We start from the raw sequence: 15,843 nt of genomic DNA on the forward strand, positions 1-15,843 counted from the left end.
TCGCACCCCTGCTTGCTTTGTATACAAATAGACACCGCAAACGAAAAAACAACCTGACAAATCTATCACAGGCAGTATGTCGCACACTATGCACTTAGGCTTGAATGGTCGGGGCGATAGGATTCGAACCTACGACCTACGGTACCCAAAACCGTCGCGCTACCAAGCTGCGCCACGCCCCGACTTGTGGCTCTCTTAGCGGGGTTGGCGCACCGAGAAAAGAGCGAATTGCCTCTTGAGCGAAAGAAAAATGATTACTCGCACGGCCAGACTGCAATATCCTGATCCAGCCGCGGGTGGCGCAGCTCGCTTCCTTCGGTCATGCCAAGTGTCCGCGACAGCCCACCGTTGATTTCCAGCACCATAAGTACATTCGGGCCACCGGGAATTGGGGTCGTGTCGTGCGGTATGGCATCGGGATGGATCCGGGTCACCTGCCCTTCAGGGTTGACGAATATCATATCCAGCGGAATCAGGGTGTTGCGCATCCAAAATGAGGGTTCTGTAGGTGCATCATAGATAAAAAGCATACCCGCCGAGCTGGGCAGCTTTTCGCGATGCATCAATCCAAGCGCGCGCGTTTCTTCCGTATCGACAATCTCAACAGAGAACCGCGCCTGCCCCCAAGGGCCACGCAGATCGACATAGTCCGTCGAACATGCACCATAGGCCTGCGTTGTCCAAACGGACAAAACCAGAATGGACAGCAAAGCATGATAGAGCTTTTTCATGTTTCGGATGCTTTGTGTTGCGTCTCGTGCAGGACAGTACCCGCTTCCCAAGGCTCTATCGATACAGCCATGCGCCCGCGCTCGCCCGCGACGGCCCTCAGCGCGATAGCTTCCCCTGGCTGCAAGTCGGCCATACCAGACCGGCGCAACGTTTCCATATGGATAAAGACATCTTCAGATTTTCCGAAGACATTGGCAAAGCCAAACCCCTTGACCTTGTCAAACCACTTCACGCGCGCGGGTTCAATCTGGATTGAAGTATCAATCAGCGCAACCTGCCCTGCGACATCTTCCGAGGTGGCATCCTGATCCTCGGGCGGCAGAACCTCCAGCACCTCATGCGTTTGCAATCCACGCGCAGTGCTTTGGACGGAAACTCGAATGCGCGCACGATCACACACCGAACTCAGCCCGAAATTGCGCAACGCATTCGCATGTAACAGAATATCCGAAGACGCTTCATCCGACAGGATGAAGCCAAAACCCTTGGCGGGGTCGAACCATTTGACCACTCCCGTGATGATTTCGACGGAGTTTTCATCAGAGGCCATTGTCACTGTCTCGCCTGTTCTGGGGTGATCAGGTTTTATACCGACCACGGTCATTCGGTCTACACTAACAAACACAAATAACGGAACCACACAATTACAGCGTCTTGGTTATGGCGAAAGCCGGGCTACCTCCCAGCCCGTGCCGGACGCGGCTTTACGCCAGCAAAACCGGTCATGCAATCGAAACGCGCCATCTGCCCAGAACTCTATTTCCACCGGGCTTACCATAAAGCCGCCCCAATGCGGCGGGCGTGGTGGGTTGGTGCCATGACGCGCTGTCTGGCGCGCCACTTCGGCCATCAACTCTGCCCGCGACCCAAGTGGGCGCGACTGCCGCGAAGCCCAGGCCCCAAGACGACTTTTCAGCGACCGCGACGCGAAATAGGCATCAGCGACTTCATCACTCACTCTGCTGATATTCCCACGCACGCGCACCTGCCGACGAAGCGATTTCCAATGCAGCACGAAGGCGGCCTTGCCGCTATGCGCCAGCTCTTGGGCCTTGGTGCTTTCAAAATTGGTATAGAAGGTAAACCCCTCTGCGGTGATATCCTTGAGTAGCACCATCCGTACATTGGGCATGCCAGTGCCATCTACCGTCGACAGGGCGATGGCGTTTGGATCATTGGGTTCTGTCAATGCGGCTTCATCCAGCCAACGCCTTGCGATCTCGAAAGGGTCCTGCCCTGAAAAAATTCCACTACGCTCGCTCAAGGCCCCTCCTGAGACTGTTCAACTCGGTCATTGCGATGACTGACCTACCGTATGCTGCGGTGCCATCGCCGTCGGAGTGCAAACTAAGTCATATTTCTGTGTTAACAACTCTTTCAGATGACGCAACCCCGCATCAGGAAAGCCGCGCAACTCAGGGAAAGAATGCACCCCGAACAGGCACTGTGTTTTGACCCGACAATCTTGCGATCATGCATGGCATGGCATAGAACACCGTAACGTCATTTTGGGGTGAATAACGATGAGCGGTTTGATGAAGGGAAAGCGGGGCCTGATAATGGGTCTGGCGAACGACAAATCCATTGCATGGGGGATCGCAAAGGCCTTGTCGGAACATGGCGCTGAACTGGCGTTTTCCTACCAGGGCGAGGCCCTGAAAAAGCGTGTGCTTCCGCTTGCTGAACAGCTTGGTCGCCCACATGTCTTTGAATGTGATGTCAGCGACATGGCGTCGCTCGATCAGCTATTTACCGAACTCGAAACGCTGTGGGGCAAGATTGATTTTGTTGTCCATGCGATCGGGTTTTCGGACAAGTCCGAATTACGCGGTCGCTATGTCGATACCAGCCGCGACAATTTCAACATGACAATGGACATTTCTGTCTATTCCTTCACCGCCGTGTGTCAACGCGCGGCGCGGCTGATGCCTGACGGCGGCAGCCTGCTGACCATGACCTATTACGGCGCAGAACAGGTCATGCCGCATTACAACGTGATGGGCGTGGCCAAGGCTGCTTTGGAAGCGTCGGTCAAGTATATTGCCGAAGATCTGGGCAAGGATGGCATTCGGTGCAACGCAATCAGCGCGGGGCCAATCAAGACACTGGCCGCATCCGGCATCGGCGATTTCCGCTATATCATGAAATGGAACGAGTTGAACTCTCCCCTGCGCCGCAATGTGACACAGGAAGAGGTTGGCAAGGCGGCACTCTACCTTCTGTCCGATCTGGGCTCAGGCACCACGGGCGAGAACCTGCATGTTGACGCAGGCTATCATGTTGTCGGCATGAAAGCGGTGGATGCGCCCGATATTGATGTTGTCACCGGCAAGAAGGACGCCTGAACATGAATGACCGTCTGCCCCATGAAAAAGGGTTTCACATCAGCTGGGACCAGATTCACCGCGACAGCCGCGCACTGGCATGGCGGCTGGACAAACAAGGGCCGGACGGGGGCCAATGGCGGGCAGTCGTTGCTATCACACGCGGAGGGCTTGCGCCCGCGATGATCATCGCCCGCGAGCTGGATATTCGTGTTGTCGATACCATCAGCGTGAAATCCTATGACAACCAGACACAGGCAGAAGCAATCGTGCTAAAAGCGCCTCAGGCCGAGATCATGGGCGATGACGGTGAGGGTATTTTGGTGATTGATGATCTGGTCGATACCGGCAAGACACTTGAACTGGTTCGCAAATTATTTCCCAAAGCGCATTTTGCAACAGTCTATGCCAAGCCGATGGGCCGCGATATGGTCGACAGCTTCATCACCGAAGTCAGCCAGGATACATGGATTTTCTTTCCTTGGGACATGGCGCTGCAATATGTAGAACCCTATCGCGGGCGCTGACAGCAGCTTAGCGCCCCAATCGGTTCCGGATGATCGCACATGCCTGTTTCACGGCGTCTTCAATGCTCAAATCAGTCGTATCCAACTTCACAGCGTCCTCTGCCGGGCGCAAGGGGGCGTCGGCGCGGTCTGTGTCGCGCGCATCGCGCGCTCGCACTTGCGCCAGAACATCTTCGTAACTGCCTTCATCTGTTTCCTGCCAGCGGCGGCGGGCACGTGTCTCGGGGCTAGCGGTGACGAACAGTTTCACCTCTGCCTCGGGGCAGATCACGGTTCCGATGTCCCGGCCATCAAGGACTGCGCCGCCATCACGGCGGGCAAAATCACGCTGAAACGCCACCAACGCCGCGCGGACCTCTGGAATGACTGCAACCCGGCTTGCGGCCTCTCCCGCTGCAAGACTGCGCAGGTCATCACGTGACAGGTCTGATGGGGACAGGCTGCGCGCGGCCTCGACCGGGTCGCCCCCTTTGACGCCAACTGCGCGATATAACAGCCCCGTATCCAGATGCGCTGCCCCAAGGCTTTCGGCTACAGCGCGGCTGATTGTGCCTTTTCCTGCTGCTGCTGGCCCGTCAATCGCAATGGTAAACTTCATTCTGCCTCCCGCCCCCTCATGTTCATGATGGACGCAATAAACGAGCTTTTGCCAGCTTTGAAGTTTTTCCTTCAAGCTGTGGTGTAATTTGCGTGGGATCGCAATATATCGACGCTGACACCGCAATTTTATGCGATTCTCTGCACCGAGGGACCCATGTTTGATTTAAGAATTGGCTTTTCTGCTTTTACAATTGCCTTGGCGGGGTTGGCGCATCCAGCACTTGCACAGGACCGTGCATTGGCCTTCTCGCTGACCGGTGGCGCAGGCATTGCACCAAGCTATTTCGGGGCAGATGACTACCGCGTAAGCCCTGCGGGGCGGCTTGGATTTACCGGGCTGCGCTTTGGCTCGGTTCAACTGGGTGATCCGGATGGTCCGGCCCGCTTTGTTGAAGGCACCCGCATACGCGGCGCATTTCGCTACATCCCGAAACGCAAAGGCAGCGATGAACTGGCTGGTCTGGACGATGTCGATGCCGCACTCGAACTGGGTCTTGGCGTGCATCATTCTGCCGAATGGTGGGAAATTTATGGCGACCTGCGCTATGGCGTGATCGGGCACAAGGCCGTCGCGGGTGAAATCGGGGCAAATCTGATTTATCGTGGCGCGGAAGGCTTGACCGTATTTGCAGGGCCGCGCGCAGATTTCGGGAATGCGCGCTTTGCCCGGACTTATTTCGGGGTGACAGACTCAGAGGTGGCGGCACTTCCTCCAGGGTCCAATCTTGAAGCCTACAGACCATCTGGCGGGTTTCATTCTGTGGGTCTGGAAATCGGGGGCTATTATCCGCTCAGTGCCGATTGGGGCGTTTCGGGAACGGTGCGCTATGACCGGCTGCGCGGAGATGCAGCAGCATCGCCTATCGTGAAGCAAGGCAGCCGCAACCAGATATCGGCAGAAATTGGGCTGACACGGCATTTCAATCTGCGCTTCTGACAGCAAAGTCAGCATCGACCGCGCATGGGTGGCGCATTTGCGACTCTGGCATGGTCTTTAGGCGCAAGGCGCGCTACCTCTGGGTCAAATCTTTGACCCGGAGGCCATATGACCCGCTGTTTGCCGACCGATGCACAGCCTTTCTCGCTGGAAAAAATCGCAGCCCACGAGGGGCGAGTCGTTATCTTTGCCGATCTGGACAGCCCCCTACCAGACGCGGCAAACCACGTGGATACCCTGACCCAAGGCGCGGTAACACGCGCGATTGCCAGCGCCGCCTTCAAAAAGTTGAAGCCGGGGGCGGCCTTGCAGATTGGCTGGCCGTCCAATATGGCCGCCGAGGCCCTTCATATCATCCGCATATCGCCAAACCCTGCCCCGACAGACCTGCGCGCGGCGGGTATCAGCATTGGCAAGACGCAGGGTGAAGCAGCGACATTGCTCTGCGCTGACACGCTGCCAGTTGAACACATGGTCCAAGCGGCCTTGCTGCGCGCGTATCAATACGAAAACCAGAAATCCGACCCGAAACCCGATTTCGGCCCGCTGCATGTCATGGTCCGCGATACGAAAAAGGCCGATGACGCGCTGCACCTGGCCGCCTGCATGGCCCGCGCCGTGCATCTGACACGCGATCTGGTCAACGCGCCGGCAAATATTCTGACCACCAGCAGCTTTGCCGAACAGATCGAAGGAATGGCCAGTCTTGGCCTGAAGATTGAGGTGCTGGATGAAGCAGAGCTGGAAAAGCTGGGCATGGGTGCGTTGCTTGCAGTCGGACACGGGTCAGAAAGCCCTTCGAAACTGGCGATCTTGCGCTGGGAAGGGGCAAGTGGTGCCCCTCTCGCCATCGTTGGCAAGGGGGTGATGTTCGACACGGGCGGCGTGTCGTTGAAACAGGCCGCAGGCATGGAAGAGATGACCATGGACATGGGCGGTGCGGCGGTCACTGTCGGGTTGATGCAGGCTTTGGCCGAACGCAAGGCCCCCGCGCATGTCGTGGGGTTGGTCGGGCTGGTCGAGAATATGCCCGACGGTCGCGCGCAACGGCCCGGCGATGTGGTCCGTTCCATGAAAGGTGACATGATCGAAGTGATCAACACCGATGCCGAAGGGCGTCTGGTGCTGGCTGATGTGCTTTGGTATGCGCAGACACGGTTCAACCCACGTGCGGTAATTGACCTTGCAACGCTGACCGGGGCGATCATCATCGCGCTTGGGCATGACAAGGCCGGTGTGTTTTCCAATGACGATGATCTGGCGAATGGCGTCCTGCAGGCAGCCGCAGAGGTTGGCGAAGGGGCTTGGCGAATGCCACTGGACCCTTGCTATGACACCCTGATCAAGTCGCGCATAGCCGATGTGAAGAATTCAGGCGGGCGGCCCGCAGGCTCGATCACGGCGGCGCAGTTCCTGCAACGCTTCATCCAGCCGGACACGCCTTGGGTGCATCTGGACATTGCGGGTGTCACCCTGACGAAAACCGACAGCGCCCATGCGCCCAAAGGCGCATCGGGCTGGGGTGTGCTGGCACTCGATGCGCTGATCCGGGCCCGCTTTGAAAACAGGTAAGCGTCATGGGCAAGGCGATGTTCTATCACCTGACGCGCAACCCGCTGGAGGTCACAGCCGCCAATCTGCTGATCCGCGCCTTGGCACAAGGGATGCGAGTTGCAGTTCGTGCGCGTGAAAATGCGCGGCTGGAATGGCTGGATGCTGCCCTCTGGCTTGGCCCAAAGGACAGCTTTTTGCCTCATGGGGTGGCCGGTGGTCCGCATGATGCCGACCAGCCCATCCTGCTGACCAAGCAGACCGAAAACCCGAATGCGGCGAAGATCGTGATGGCCATCGACTCTGCCGCGGCGCTTCCTCAAGAGGTGGCGCATCTTGAACGGCTCTGGATCCTGTTTGACGGCAATGATCCCGATGCGGTTGCACATGCGAGGGGGCAATGGAAAGCAATGGCTGGCGCGGGTATCATGGCAGAGTATTGGTCAGAAGACAGCGGTCGATGGGAATTGAAGGCACAGACCGACCGTTAGTTCGCGTCTCCTCTCGATGGCCTGTCGTCGACAAGGACAAATCGCCGCGATCTGCAGCGTCTTTTCTGCGGGTCGCCAACCAGAAGGGAAAACCGACCCGCGCAATATGCGGCCATTGCATCTGGCGATGTCGCCAGCGCCCTGCAACCACTCAGGCAGAGCGCTTCATCTCGCCCAGTTTATTCAACAACGCGGCGCCCGTGCGTATCCCTGCGTAAAACAGTTCTACCTCAAGGTTTTCATTCGGCGCGTGGTTGGCCTCATCCGCATTGGCATAGGGCACAACGAAGGCCGGAACCCCGAGGATCTTGGTGAACACATAATCCGGCAGGCTTCCACCAGCCGAAGGATACATCAAGGGATCTTCGCTGCGCGCAGCGCGAATTGCATCTACGATCACGGCTGAGAAAGGCGATTCAATCGAGGTGCGCGATGGCAACATCCCTCCACGGGGGATGACCTCAACCTCAGGGGCGTGGCGGGCCACATGGGCGCGCACACAAGCTAAAACCTGATCCGGCGTCATATCCGGTACAAGGCGGATATCGCATTTTGCCACAGCAGCACAGGGCAGAACCGTTTTTGTCCCCGGCCCGTCATATCCACCATGCAAACCGTTGATTGTCAGCGTGGGGTGGAACATCAGCCGGTCGTGAAAGGGGCGATCTGCAGGCGCATCGAGCCGCGCCACGCCCATTTCTTCCATGTAGCCCGCAATATCGACCGGTAGCGCATCGGCGGCGGCGCGTTCGGCATTGGTGGGCAGAATGATCGGGTCATGCAAGCCATCAATCGTGATCTCGCCTTGTGGCGTCTTCATGGTTGCCAGCAAGTGAACCAAGGTCCAGATGGCGTTCGGCATTGTGCCGCCGTGATTGCCCGAATGCGCGTCTGTCCGCCCAGTGCGCGCCACCAGATCAAACCCTGCCATCCCGCGCACGCCGAATTCCACAATCGAACGCCCCGAAGGATGCAGCGGCCCGTCCGCGGTTATCACCAGATCTGCTTTCAGCAAATCGGCATGGTCGCGGACAAAATCTGCAATGCGCGGGCTGCCGATTTCTTCCTCTCCTTCCAGAAGGACGATCACATTGCAAGGCAATGTGCCATGAACCGCCAGATGGGCCTCTATGGCCAAAAGCTGTGCAAAATGCTGGCCCTTGTTATCCCCTGCGCCACGCGCATAGACGCGGCCATTGCGTAATGTCGGCTCGAAGGGGGGGCTGTCCCATGCTTCCAGCGGGTCGGCGGGCTGCACATCGTAATGACCGTATAGCAAGACGGTCGGCGCACCCGGAACATCTGAACGCCGCCCCAGCACCATCGGATGACCCGCTGTCGGGATGGCCTCTGCGGTCATGCCAAGGGATTTCAGCTTGTCCACAAGCAAGGCCGCGACCTCTCGTATGCCAATGTCGTGGGCGCTGATGCTGGGGTGGCGAAGATAGTCTATCAGCCGCTCCAGATAGGTTTCTCGGTGCTCCTCGATATGGTCAAAAACCGCGTCCAGATCGCTCATTGTTATTCCTTTCTTTCACCCCAGCCCATCCCATGCGCGCCGCCGGTTTCCTGCGCGCAACCCGACGCGATCATCGGTCTGCTGTCAATATCGCAAAAGCAGGGCTTTTTAGTGCGCGAGCCGTGCTCCGTCACAAATTGACCGTGACATTGCAGAGAACGGCAATCAGCAACGTCGAAAGCGACGCTTTCAACTGATGAACAGCGGTAGCACAGCGCAAGTTGGCGCGCGCGCCGTGAGATGGCAGGTGCTCTGGCCTATCCCCCTTACCTTGCTCAAAAGATATACTTTCCAGCAATAGACATGGCCTACATCTGTTTTTCCCGTCAACAGTTCTCATTTGTCGCACAGCTTCTGTGGCCTGATGCAGAATGGCCTTTCCTTCACAAGCGCAGATATGTGTCGCAGATCATCAGCAAAGGACACGATCATGACCAACACAACCCTTCTACTTGTCGCGCGTATTTTTCTGGGGCTGCTTTTTCTGGTTGCCGGAATAGGGAAACTTGGCGATGTCGCCGGATTTGGCGGCTATATGGCAACCGGCGGCATTCCGGCGGCGCTTGCCTGGCCGGTGGTCCTGTTCGAAATCGCAGCTGGCCTGGCGCTGATTGTCGGGTTTCAGACACGGATTACAGCGCTGGCACTGGCCGCGTTCTGCGTGCTTTCAGGGCTGCTGTACCACTTCGACCCCGCCGATCAGATGCAGATGACACAGCTTTTGAAGAACCTGGGCCTTGCGGGCGGATATCTGGCGCTGTGGGTCACGGGTGCCGGTGCATGGTCGATTGACGCCAAATCCGGACGAGCTGCCACCGCCTAAGCAGTGACCTTGTTTGCAGGGCGAGACATTAGTCTCGCCCTTGCTTCTGTCAGACTGTCTCTGGCAAGCCGCGCGCGGCGCGCACCAGATCGAGGATCTTTTTCGCTGCATCCGGGATATTGGTGCCGGGGCCGAAAATCGCCTTCACACCGGCATCATACAGGAACTGGTAATCCTGCTGCGGAATGACACCGCCACAAATCACCAGAATATCATCGGCACCCGCCTCTTTCAGGGCCTTGACCAATTGTGGTGCCAGCGTCTTGTGGCCTGCTGCCTGACTGGAAATGCCAATGATATGCACGTCGTTATCAATGGCATCCTGTGCCGCTTCGGCCGGTGTCTGGAACAGCGGACCCACATCCACATCGAAACCGATATCGGCAAAGGCCGTGGCGATGACTTTCGCCCCGCGGTCATGGCCATCCTGCCCCATCTTGACCACCAGCATCCGCGGGCGGCGGCCCTCGGCCTCGGCGAAGCGCTCCACATCGGCCTGTATGGCGGCGAATCCATCATCCCCTTCATACGCAGCACCATAGACGCCAGCCAATGTCTTGACCTCGGCGCGATGGCGGCCGAACACCTTTTCCATAGCCATGCTGATCTCTCCGACTGAGGCGCGGGCGCGGGCTGCTTCCACGGCGGCTTCAAGAAGATTACCGCCTTCGGCAGCGCGGCGGGTTAGTTCCGAAAGAGCCGCGTCACAAGCGGCCTGATCCCGGTTTGCGCGAATACGCTGCAAGCGCGCGATCTGGCTGTCCCGCACTTTCATGTTGTCGATATCAAGAATGTCGATCGGGTCTTCCACATCCTTGCGGTATTTGTTGACGCCGACGATCACTTCGTCGCCCCGGTCGATCATCGCCTGACGCCGCGCTGCGGTCTCCTCGATTCGCAGCTTGGGCATGCCAGAGGCCACGGCCTTGGTCATGCCCCCCATCTCCTCGACCTCTTCCATCAGCGCCCAAGCGGCTTCGGCCAGATCATGAGTCAGCTTTTCGATGTAATAGCTGCCTGCCAGCGGATCGACGACCTTGGTCACCCCGGTTTCTTCCTGCAACACAAGCTGCGTGTTCCGCGCAATGCGGGCGCTGAATTCAGTGGGCAAGGCGATCGCTTCGTCCAGAGCATTGGTGTGCAGCGATTGCGTGCCGCCCAAAACCGCGCTCATCGCCTCATAAGCCGTGCGGATCACGTTGTTATAGGGGTCTTGTTCCTGCAAGCTGACGCCCGACGTCTGGCAATGAGTGCGCAACATGCTGGATTTCGGGTCTTTGGGGTTGAATTCCTCCATCACCCGCGCCCACAAGAGCCGCGCGGCGCGCAGCTTGGCAATTTCCATGAAGAAATTTGTGCCAATTGCGAAGAAGAAGGACAGCCGCCCGGCGAAATGATCCACATCCATGCCGCGATGAATTGCGGCGCGCACATATTCGCGCCCATCGGCCAGCGTGAATCCAAGCTCTTGCACCAGATTGGCCCCGGCTTCTTGCATATGGTAGCCGGAAATCGAGATCGAATTGAAGCGTGGCATCTCGGCGGAGGTGTATTCGATAATATCCGCAATGATCCGCATCGAAGGTTCGGGCGGGAAGATATAGGTGTTGCGGACCATGAATTCCTTCAGAATATCATTCTGAATGGTTCCCGACAGCAGCTTGCGATCCACGCCCTGTTCTTCGCCCGTCACGATGAAATTCGCCAGAATCGGGATCACCGCGCCGTTCATGGTCATCGACACGCTGACCTTTTCCAGCGGGATGCCGTCGAAGAGGATTTTCATGTCCTCGACCGAGTCGATGGCGACGCCCGCCTTACCGACATCGCCCTCGACACGCGGATGGTCGCTGTCATAGCCGCGATGGGTTGCCAGATCGAAAGCCACGGAAACACCCTGCTGACCTGCCGCCAGCGCCTTGCGGTAAAAGGCGTTGGATTCCTCAGCAGTGGAAAAGCCTGCATATTGGCGGATAGTCCAGGGTCGCCCGGCATACATGGTCGCGCGCACACCGCGTGTATAGGGTGCCTCGCCCGGAATGCTGCCCAGGTGGGGCAGCGCTTCGACATCTGCCTGTGTGTAGAGCGGCTGGACATCAATTCCTTCCAGAGTCTTCCATGTCAGACTCTCAAGCGGACGGGATTTCAACTCTTTTTCCGCGATGGCCGACCAGCGGAGTTTCGGATCGCTCATGGCAAGTCCTTTCTGACGTCTCGGGCTGGCAAAAATGCGTAGCCTATGGTGTTTTCTCTGAATTTACCCCTATATGCAGCACATGCAGGAGGCCTTATGAAACCGCTCGTTACGATTGTTTTCTCACTTCTTTTTCCAATCGCTCTTGGCGCGACCGAGGCGACGGAGGCACCACAGCCTGAAACGGCCACGGATATGGCCGCCCAGGTTGAAACCGAAGGCGACACCGAAGACGCGGTGCTTGACCCTGACAGCACCTTGCTGTTTCTCGATGCGCGCGAAGTGAATGTGCGCGACTTCATCTGGGAAAGGCGGATCATCGTTGTGATGGCAGAAACCCCGGATGACCCACAGTTTAATCGCCAGCTTGAGGCGTTACGCGAAAGGTCGGACGATTTTGTGGAGCGGGATGCAATTGTGATATTTGATGCCCATCCGGCAGATCGAAGCGCTTTGCGGCAAGTCCTGCGCCCACGCGCCTTCATGACTGCGATTATCGACAAGGACGGCGAAGTAAAGGCACGGCGTCCGGCTGTGCGTTCAGGGCGCGAATTGATGGCTGTCATCGACCGTTTCCCGACCAGACGGCAAGAAATGCTGGAGCGCCGCCCTTCTGGCCGCTGAGCGCATCCGCCCTCATACTGGACCCGGCCAGACATGGTTCCAACCGCCTTGTCATAGAAGACATTCGATGCAGTGAGGTTGGATAGGGCGAAAGACTGGATCATTTAAAATACCCAATCTTCTCTGCCCATTGCGATACGATCCACCAGCCCGGCCCGAAAACACCCGCCAACCAGAACACAAGCGCGGTGCCCGGGTCCAGCAGGCCCAGCCAGACAGCGCCAGACAGCACAGCCCCAAGCCCATAAACCAGTGCACCACCGACTGCGATGAATTCCAACCCAAGGCGAATACGGCTAAGCAACGGGAACAGCCCGTGAAATACGGCCATTCCCCCAAGCGGCGGCATCAATAGCAGAACCCAATTCCCGTCGCGCACGCCTTCGGCCAAACCCGACAGGATCAACCACGCGACACCCAATGCCGCCGCGAAGCTTACAAAATAGACTGCAAACAGGCGCATCGGGCTGCGGGCCGACATTATTCGAACTCCATGATCACTTCATCCACCGCCAGTGACGCACCTGCGGCAGCATTGATCTTGGCGACCTTGCCCTTGCGTTCGGCGCGCAGGATGTTTTCCATTTTCATCGCCTCGATGGTGGCCAGCGCCTGCCCTTCATAGACTTCATCGCCTTCCTGAACTGCCACTGACACGACCATTCCGGGCATGGGGCACAAAAGCAGTTTCGAGGTATCTGCCGGGACCTTCTCCGGCATCAGTTGCGCAAGGCGCGCCTGACGTTTCGAGAAGACATGGACCTTCAGATCCGCCCCGCGCAGGCGCAAACGGAAGCCGCCGGGCAACTTGCCCACTTTCATCACCAGTGGCGTGCCGTTAATCGACAGGCGCGCCAAGGGTTGACCCGGTTTCCAGTCAGAGGTGATGCGGAATTCCTGACCGGCCAGCGTGACCGTTGCCCCCTCTCGGTCGGCGGCAATGGTTGCAGGCAGGCTTTGCCCATCGATATTGACCACCCATTCCGTGCCGACCACGCGTTCGTGGTTGTCCATGCGCCCCGAAACCCGCGCACGCCGGATTTCCGCAACACGATTCATGGCACAAGCCCCGGCAGCGACGCGGTGCAGAAGATCATCGCCCAACTGCGCGCCCTCAAACCCGTCAGGGTATTCTTCCGCGATAAAGGCGGTCGTAATCTCGCCCGAAACAAAGCGCGGGTGATCCATCACGGCCGAGAGGAACGGCAGGTTATGACCAATTCCTTCCAACTCGAATTCGTCCAGCGCCAGCCGCATTTCCTCGACCGCCTTGGCGCGGGTGGGCGCCCATGTGCAAAGCTTTGCGATCATCGGGTCATAATACATCGAAATTTCGCCGCCCTCATAAACGCCAGTATCGTTGCGGACAGCGCGCGCGGGTTCCGCGACTTCTTCTGGCGGACGGTAGCGGGTCAGGCGGCCAATCGAGGGCAGAAAGTTGCGATATGGGTCTTCAGCATAGAGGCGCGATTCGATCGCCCAACCGTTAATCTTCAGATCAGATTGCTTGAAGGCCAGTTCTTCACCAGCCGCAACCCGGATCATCTGCTCGACCAGATCGACGCCGGTTATCAATTCGGTCACCGGGTGTTCCACCTGCAAGCGGGTGTTCATCTCAAGAAAATAAAAGTTTCTGGACCCATCGACGATGAATTCCACAGTGCCCGCCGAAGTGTAGCCCACAGCCGCAGCAAGCGCGCAGGCCTGCTCGCCCATGGCTTTACGGGTCGCCTCGTCCAGAAACGGTGAAGGCGCTTCTTCAATGACTTTCTGGTTACGGCGCTGGATCGAGCATTCGCGCTCGTGCAGATACAGGGTGTTTCCATGACTATCGGCAAGAACCTGAATCTCGATATGACGCGGCTGGGTCACGAATTTCTCGATGAAGATACGATCGTCGCCAAAGCTGGACGCCGCCTCGTTCTTGGAAGACTGGAACCCTTCGCGCGCTTCCTCATCATTCCATGCGATCCGCATACCCTTGCCGCCACCGCCGGCACTGGCCTTGATCATAACAGGATAGCCAATTTCGTTGCTGATCTTCACCGCTTCGTCTGCATCGGCGATCAGGCCCATATAGCCCGGCACCGTGCTGACCCCGGCCTCTGCCGCCAACTTTTTTGAGGTGATCTTGTCACCCATCGCTTCAATCGCAGAGGCGGGCGGGCCAATGAATGCCACGCCTTCTGCGGCAAGCGCTTCGGCAAATTTCATGTTTTCGGACAGGAACCCATATCCCGGATGCACGGCCTCGGCCCCGGTCTGGCGAATGGCATCCATGATCTTGTCGATCACGATATAGGACTGGTTTGCAGGGGCAGGACCAATATGAACGGCCTCATCTGCCATGCGAACATGCAAGGCATTGCGGTCGGCATCGGAATAGACCGCCACGGTCGCAATGCCCATCTTGCGGGCGGTCTTGATAACGCGGCAGGCAATTTCGCCACGATTGGCGATCAAGATCTTGCGGAACATGCGGACTCCTTTTCCGGGAATGGGCTGGGGAAGGCGATACGTGTCGGCATCACTCTTCCCAGGTATCAAAAGCGAATTCAGACGATCCGTCGAAAAGCTGTGGGAAACTGGCCTGTGCAACGCGCATATCGACGCGCAGCACAGCCTCATAGCTTGCGGGATCAAACGGGTCGGATGCGGGCACAACCTCGCGGCCCAAAAGCCATGACAAGCGCCCAGCGTCCAGATTGCCGCGCTCGAATGGTTCATCTCCGAAATGGGCGATCAATGCGCCCAGAAATGCCTCATCAGCGCGGCGATCCCCGGCGCGACGGTCGGCAAAACGTTTGCGCGGCACCAGCGGTGTCACCCCCTTGGGGTTCGCGCGCCGTATGGTGAATTGAAAGTCAGTGCTGGGCAACCGCCCCGGAAAACCGCGATGCTTTAGCATTTCTGCCCCCCTTCAATGCCAGAGGGCCGTGCGGTGTACGGGTCAGACCCAAAAGCCTGACCCGAAGAATTCTGTGCGTCAGCCTTTGTAGCTTGTCGGCTCCATGATGATTGGCTCTGGCATGGGTGCTGGCTCTGGTTCGGGTGCCTGCCGTGCACATGCTGCGAGAACCAGGACTGCACCGAAAGCAACAATGATGGTCGATTTTGACATTGGAAACTCCTGTTGTCAGTTTTGGTCAATATCCGCGATATCAACCGCGATTCCGTACAAGCCTTGCGGCTGTACAGCACCAAAACGGTAGCAGAAGGATTTTCGTTTGACCACAGAGAGAATTCACGGCGCGAATAATCGGCAGTGCTGCGTCTAACAGCACAGGTCTGCAGTCTATTTTCACCTGTGGCGGCTGAGGCAGAACCTGAGTCCTGCCTCAGTTCAGTATCAGCGGTATTTGCCCTTGCTGGAGGACGGCTCAACATAAATCGGCGCCGAGATCGGCTCGAAATGCTGCACAGGTTCCGGGGACTTACGTGCACAGGTTGCCGGGATAAAGGACACCAGAAACGCTGCGGCCAAAGCGAGTTTCGCCATTCTATTCTCCTGCTCAATTTGC

The 15,843-nt window shown here is 57.8% G+C and carries 18 protein-coding genes and 1 tRNA gene; 7 read left to right on the plus strand and 12 right to left on the minus strand.

Annotation, left to right across the window (positions count from 1 at the left end; translation table 11 throughout):
* Nucleotides 1-105: 105 nt before the first annotated feature.
* From EV660_RS07265 to pdxH, 4 genes are all read right to left on the minus strand, one after another.
* A tRNA-Pro gene (locus EV660_RS07265) sits at nucleotides 106-182 on the minus strand.
* A gap of 72 nt (nucleotides 183-254) precedes the next feature.
* A complete protein-coding gene (locus EV660_RS07270) occupies nucleotides 255-731 on the minus strand; it encodes a DUF192 domain-containing protein (protein WP_071481028.1) in 477 nt (158 codons plus the stop codon).
* A complete protein-coding gene (locus tag EV660_RS07275) occupies nucleotides 728-1,282 on the minus strand; it encodes a cold-shock protein (RefSeq protein WP_071482175.1) in 555 nt (184 codons plus the stop codon). The genes EV660_RS07270 and EV660_RS07275 overlap by 4 nt, the downstream gene beginning before the upstream one ends.
* Before the next feature lie 108 nt (nucleotides 1,283-1,390).
* Nucleotides 1,391-1,996, minus strand: a complete 606-nt coding sequence (pdxH, locus tag EV660_RS07280; RefSeq protein ID WP_071481029.1) for a pyridoxamine 5'-phosphate oxidase — start codon at nucleotides 1,994-1,996, stop codon at nucleotides 1,391-1,393.
* Between the two features lie 259 nt (nucleotides 1,997-2,255).
* Here pdxH and fabI point away from each other — a divergent pair, with 259 nt between their 5' ends.
* Together fabI and gpt are read left to right on the plus strand one after the other, a co-directional pair.
* Nucleotides 2,256-3,077: an enoyl-ACP reductase FabI gene (gene fabI / locus EV660_RS07285; RefSeq protein ID WP_071481030.1), complete on the plus strand. Its 822-nt coding sequence runs from the start codon at nucleotides 2,256-2,258 to the stop codon at nucleotides 3,075-3,077.
* Nucleotides 3,078-3,079: 2 nt separating this feature from the next.
* Nucleotides 3,080-3,583, plus strand: coding sequence for a xanthine phosphoribosyltransferase (gene gpt, locus EV660_RS07290; RefSeq protein WP_071481031.1), 504 nt, complete (start codon nucleotides 3,080-3,082; stop codon nucleotides 3,581-3,583).
* A gap of 7 nt (nucleotides 3,584-3,590) precedes the next feature.
* Here gpt and EV660_RS07295 read toward each other — a convergent pair whose 3' ends face one another.
* Nucleotides 3,591-4,181: a (d)CMP kinase gene (locus tag EV660_RS07295; RefSeq protein WP_071481032.1), complete on the minus strand. Its 591-nt coding sequence runs from the start codon at nucleotides 4,179-4,181 to the stop codon at nucleotides 3,591-3,593.
* 156 nt (nucleotides 4,182-4,337) lie between these two features.
* On the opposite strand from EV660_RS07295, the gene EV660_RS07300 reads away from it, so the two are divergent.
* The 3 genes from EV660_RS07300 (at nucleotide 4,338) to EV660_RS07310 (ending at nucleotide 7,162) form a co-directional block, all read left to right on the plus strand.
* On the plus strand, nucleotides 4,338-5,120 hold the full coding sequence (locus EV660_RS07300) for a MipA/OmpV family protein (protein WP_071481033.1): 783 nt from the start codon (nucleotides 4,338-4,340) through the stop codon (nucleotides 5,118-5,120).
* A 108-nt stretch (nucleotides 5,121-5,228) separates the two neighbouring features.
* Nucleotides 5,229-6,692 carry a leucyl aminopeptidase gene (locus tag EV660_RS07305; protein ID WP_071481034.1) on the plus strand — a complete coding sequence of 488 codons (1,464 nt, stop codon included), beginning with the start codon at nucleotides 5,229-5,231 and terminating at the stop codon, nucleotides 6,690-6,692.
* 5 nt (nucleotides 6,693-6,697) lie between these two features.
* Nucleotides 6,698-7,162 carry a DNA polymerase III subunit chi gene (locus EV660_RS07310; RefSeq protein WP_071481035.1) on the plus strand — a complete coding sequence of 155 codons (465 nt, stop codon included), beginning with the start codon at nucleotides 6,698-6,700 and terminating at the stop codon, nucleotides 7,160-7,162.
* Between the two features lie 151 nt (nucleotides 7,163-7,313).
* On the opposite strand, the gene EV660_RS07315 is transcribed toward EV660_RS07310, so the two are convergent.
* Nucleotides 7,314-8,681: a M20/M25/M40 family metallo-hydrolase gene (locus EV660_RS07315; RefSeq protein ID WP_071481036.1), complete on the minus strand. Its 1,368-nt coding sequence runs from the start codon at nucleotides 8,679-8,681 to the stop codon at nucleotides 7,314-7,316.
* Nucleotides 8,682-9,111: 430 nt separating this feature from the next.
* Between EV660_RS07315 and EV660_RS07320 the strand changes: the two genes are divergently transcribed.
* Nucleotides 9,112-9,504: a DoxX family protein gene (locus EV660_RS07320; RefSeq protein WP_071482176.1), complete on the plus strand. Its 393-nt coding sequence runs from the start codon at nucleotides 9,112-9,114 to the stop codon at nucleotides 9,502-9,504.
* A 49-nt stretch (nucleotides 9,505-9,553) separates the two neighbouring features.
* Here EV660_RS07320 and scpA read toward each other — a convergent pair whose 3' ends face one another.
* Nucleotides 9,554-11,698, minus strand: a complete 2,145-nt coding sequence (gene scpA / locus EV660_RS07325) for a methylmalonyl-CoA mutase (RefSeq protein ID WP_071481037.1) — start codon at nucleotides 11,696-11,698, stop codon at nucleotides 9,554-9,556.
* A gap of 96 nt (nucleotides 11,699-11,794) precedes the next feature.
* On the opposite strand from scpA, the gene EV660_RS07330 reads away from it, so the two are divergent.
* Nucleotides 11,795-12,322: a DUF4174 domain-containing protein gene (locus EV660_RS07330; RefSeq protein ID WP_071481038.1), complete on the plus strand. Its 528-nt coding sequence runs from the start codon at nucleotides 11,795-11,797 to the stop codon at nucleotides 12,320-12,322.
* Nucleotides 12,323-12,422: 100 nt separating this feature from the next.
* Here EV660_RS07330 and EV660_RS07335 read toward each other — a convergent pair whose 3' ends face one another.
* The 5 genes from EV660_RS07335 to EV660_RS18600 form a co-directional block, all read right to left on the minus strand.
* Entirely contained in the window at nucleotides 12,423-12,803 is a 381-nt protein-coding gene (locus EV660_RS07335) for a hypothetical protein (RefSeq protein WP_071481039.1), read from the minus strand.
* A complete protein-coding gene (locus EV660_RS07340; RefSeq protein ID WP_071481040.1) occupies nucleotides 12,803-14,800 on the minus strand; it encodes an acetyl-CoA carboxylase biotin carboxylase subunit in 1,998 nt (665 codons plus the stop codon). The genes EV660_RS07335 and EV660_RS07340 overlap by 1 nt, the downstream gene beginning before the upstream one ends.
* A gap of 49 nt (nucleotides 14,801-14,849) precedes the next feature.
* Nucleotides 14,850-15,230, minus strand: a complete 381-nt coding sequence (locus EV660_RS07345; RefSeq protein WP_071481041.1) for a hypothetical protein — start codon at nucleotides 15,228-15,230, stop codon at nucleotides 14,850-14,852.
* A 78-nt stretch (nucleotides 15,231-15,308) separates the two neighbouring features.
* The gene (locus EV660_RS19010) at nucleotides 15,309-15,443 is read right to left on the minus strand and encodes a hypothetical protein (RefSeq protein WP_260162103.1); all 135 of its coding nucleotides are present in this window, start codon (nucleotides 15,441-15,443) and stop codon (nucleotides 15,309-15,311) included.
* Nucleotides 15,444-15,671: 228 nt separating this feature from the next.
* Nucleotides 15,672-15,821 carry a hypothetical protein gene (locus EV660_RS18600; RefSeq protein WP_157798937.1) on the minus strand — a complete coding sequence of 50 codons (150 nt, stop codon included), beginning with the start codon at nucleotides 15,819-15,821 and terminating at the stop codon, nucleotides 15,672-15,674.
* Between the last annotated feature and the right edge of the window lie 22 nt (nucleotides 15,822-15,843).

The organism is Roseinatronobacter bogoriensis DSM 18756, assembly GCF_004366635.1.
Taxonomy (GTDB): Bacteria; Pseudomonadota; Alphaproteobacteria; order Rhodobacterales; family Rhodobacteraceae; genus Roseinatronobacter; species Roseinatronobacter bogoriensis.

Bases quoted from the DNA above. Each gene is read 5' to 3' on its own strand.
- EV660_RS07270 (WP_071481028.1), bottom strand. From the start codon at position 731: ATGAAAAAGCTCTATCATGCTTTGCTGTCCATTCTGGTTTTGTCCGTT.
- EV660_RS07275 (WP_071482175.1), bottom strand. From the start codon at position 1,282: ATGGCCTCTGATGAAAACTCCGTCGAAATCATCACGGGAGTGGTCAAA.
- fabI (WP_071481030.1), top strand. From the start codon at position 2,256: ATGAGCGGTTTGATGAAGGGAAAGCGGGGCCTGATAATGGGTCTGGCG.
- gpt (WP_071481031.1), top strand. From the start codon at position 3,080: ATGAATGACCGTCTGCCCCATGAAAAAGGGTTTCACATCAGCTGGGAC.
- EV660_RS07295 (WP_071481032.1), bottom strand. From the start codon at position 4,181: ATGAAGTTTACCATTGCGATTGACGGGCCAGCAGCAGCAGGAAAAGGC.
- EV660_RS07300 (WP_071481033.1), top strand. From the start codon at position 4,338: ATGTTTGATTTAAGAATTGGCTTTTCTGCTTTTACAATTGCCTTGGCG.
- EV660_RS07305 (WP_071481034.1), top strand. From the start codon at position 5,229: ATGACCCGCTGTTTGCCGACCGATGCACAGCCTTTCTCGCTGGAAAAA.
- EV660_RS07310 (WP_071481035.1), top strand. From the start codon at position 6,698: ATGGGCAAGGCGATGTTCTATCACCTGACGCGCAACCCGCTGGAGGTC.
- EV660_RS07315 (WP_071481036.1), bottom strand. From the start codon at position 8,681: ATGAGCGATCTGGACGCGGTTTTTGACCATATCGAGGAGCACCGAGAA.
- EV660_RS07320 (WP_071482176.1), top strand. From the start codon at position 9,112: ATGACCAACACAACCCTTCTACTTGTCGCGCGTATTTTTCTGGGGCTG.
- scpA (WP_071481037.1), bottom strand. From the start codon at position 11,698: ATGAGCGATCCGAAACTCCGCTGGTCGGCCATCGCGGAAAAAGAGTTG.
- EV660_RS07330 (WP_071481038.1), top strand. From the start codon at position 11,795: ATGAAACCGCTCGTTACGATTGTTTTCTCACTTCTTTTTCCAATCGCT.
- EV660_RS07335 (WP_071481039.1), bottom strand. From the start codon at position 12,803: ATGTCGGCCCGCAGCCCGATGCGCCTGTTTGCAGTCTATTTTGTAAGC.
- EV660_RS07340 (WP_071481040.1), bottom strand. From the start codon at position 14,800: ATGTTCCGCAAGATCTTGATCGCCAATCGTGGCGAAATTGCCTGCCGC.
- EV660_RS07345 (WP_071481041.1), bottom strand. From the start codon at position 15,230: ATGCTAAAGCATCGCGGTTTTCCGGGGCGGTTGCCCAGCACTGACTTT.
- EV660_RS19010 (WP_260162103.1), bottom strand. From the start codon at position 15,443: ATGTCAAAATCGACCATCATTGTTGCTTTCGGTGCAGTCCTGGTTCTC.
- EV660_RS18600 (WP_157798937.1), bottom strand. From the start codon at position 15,821: ATGGCGAAACTCGCTTTGGCCGCAGCGTTTCTGGTGTCCTTTATCCCG.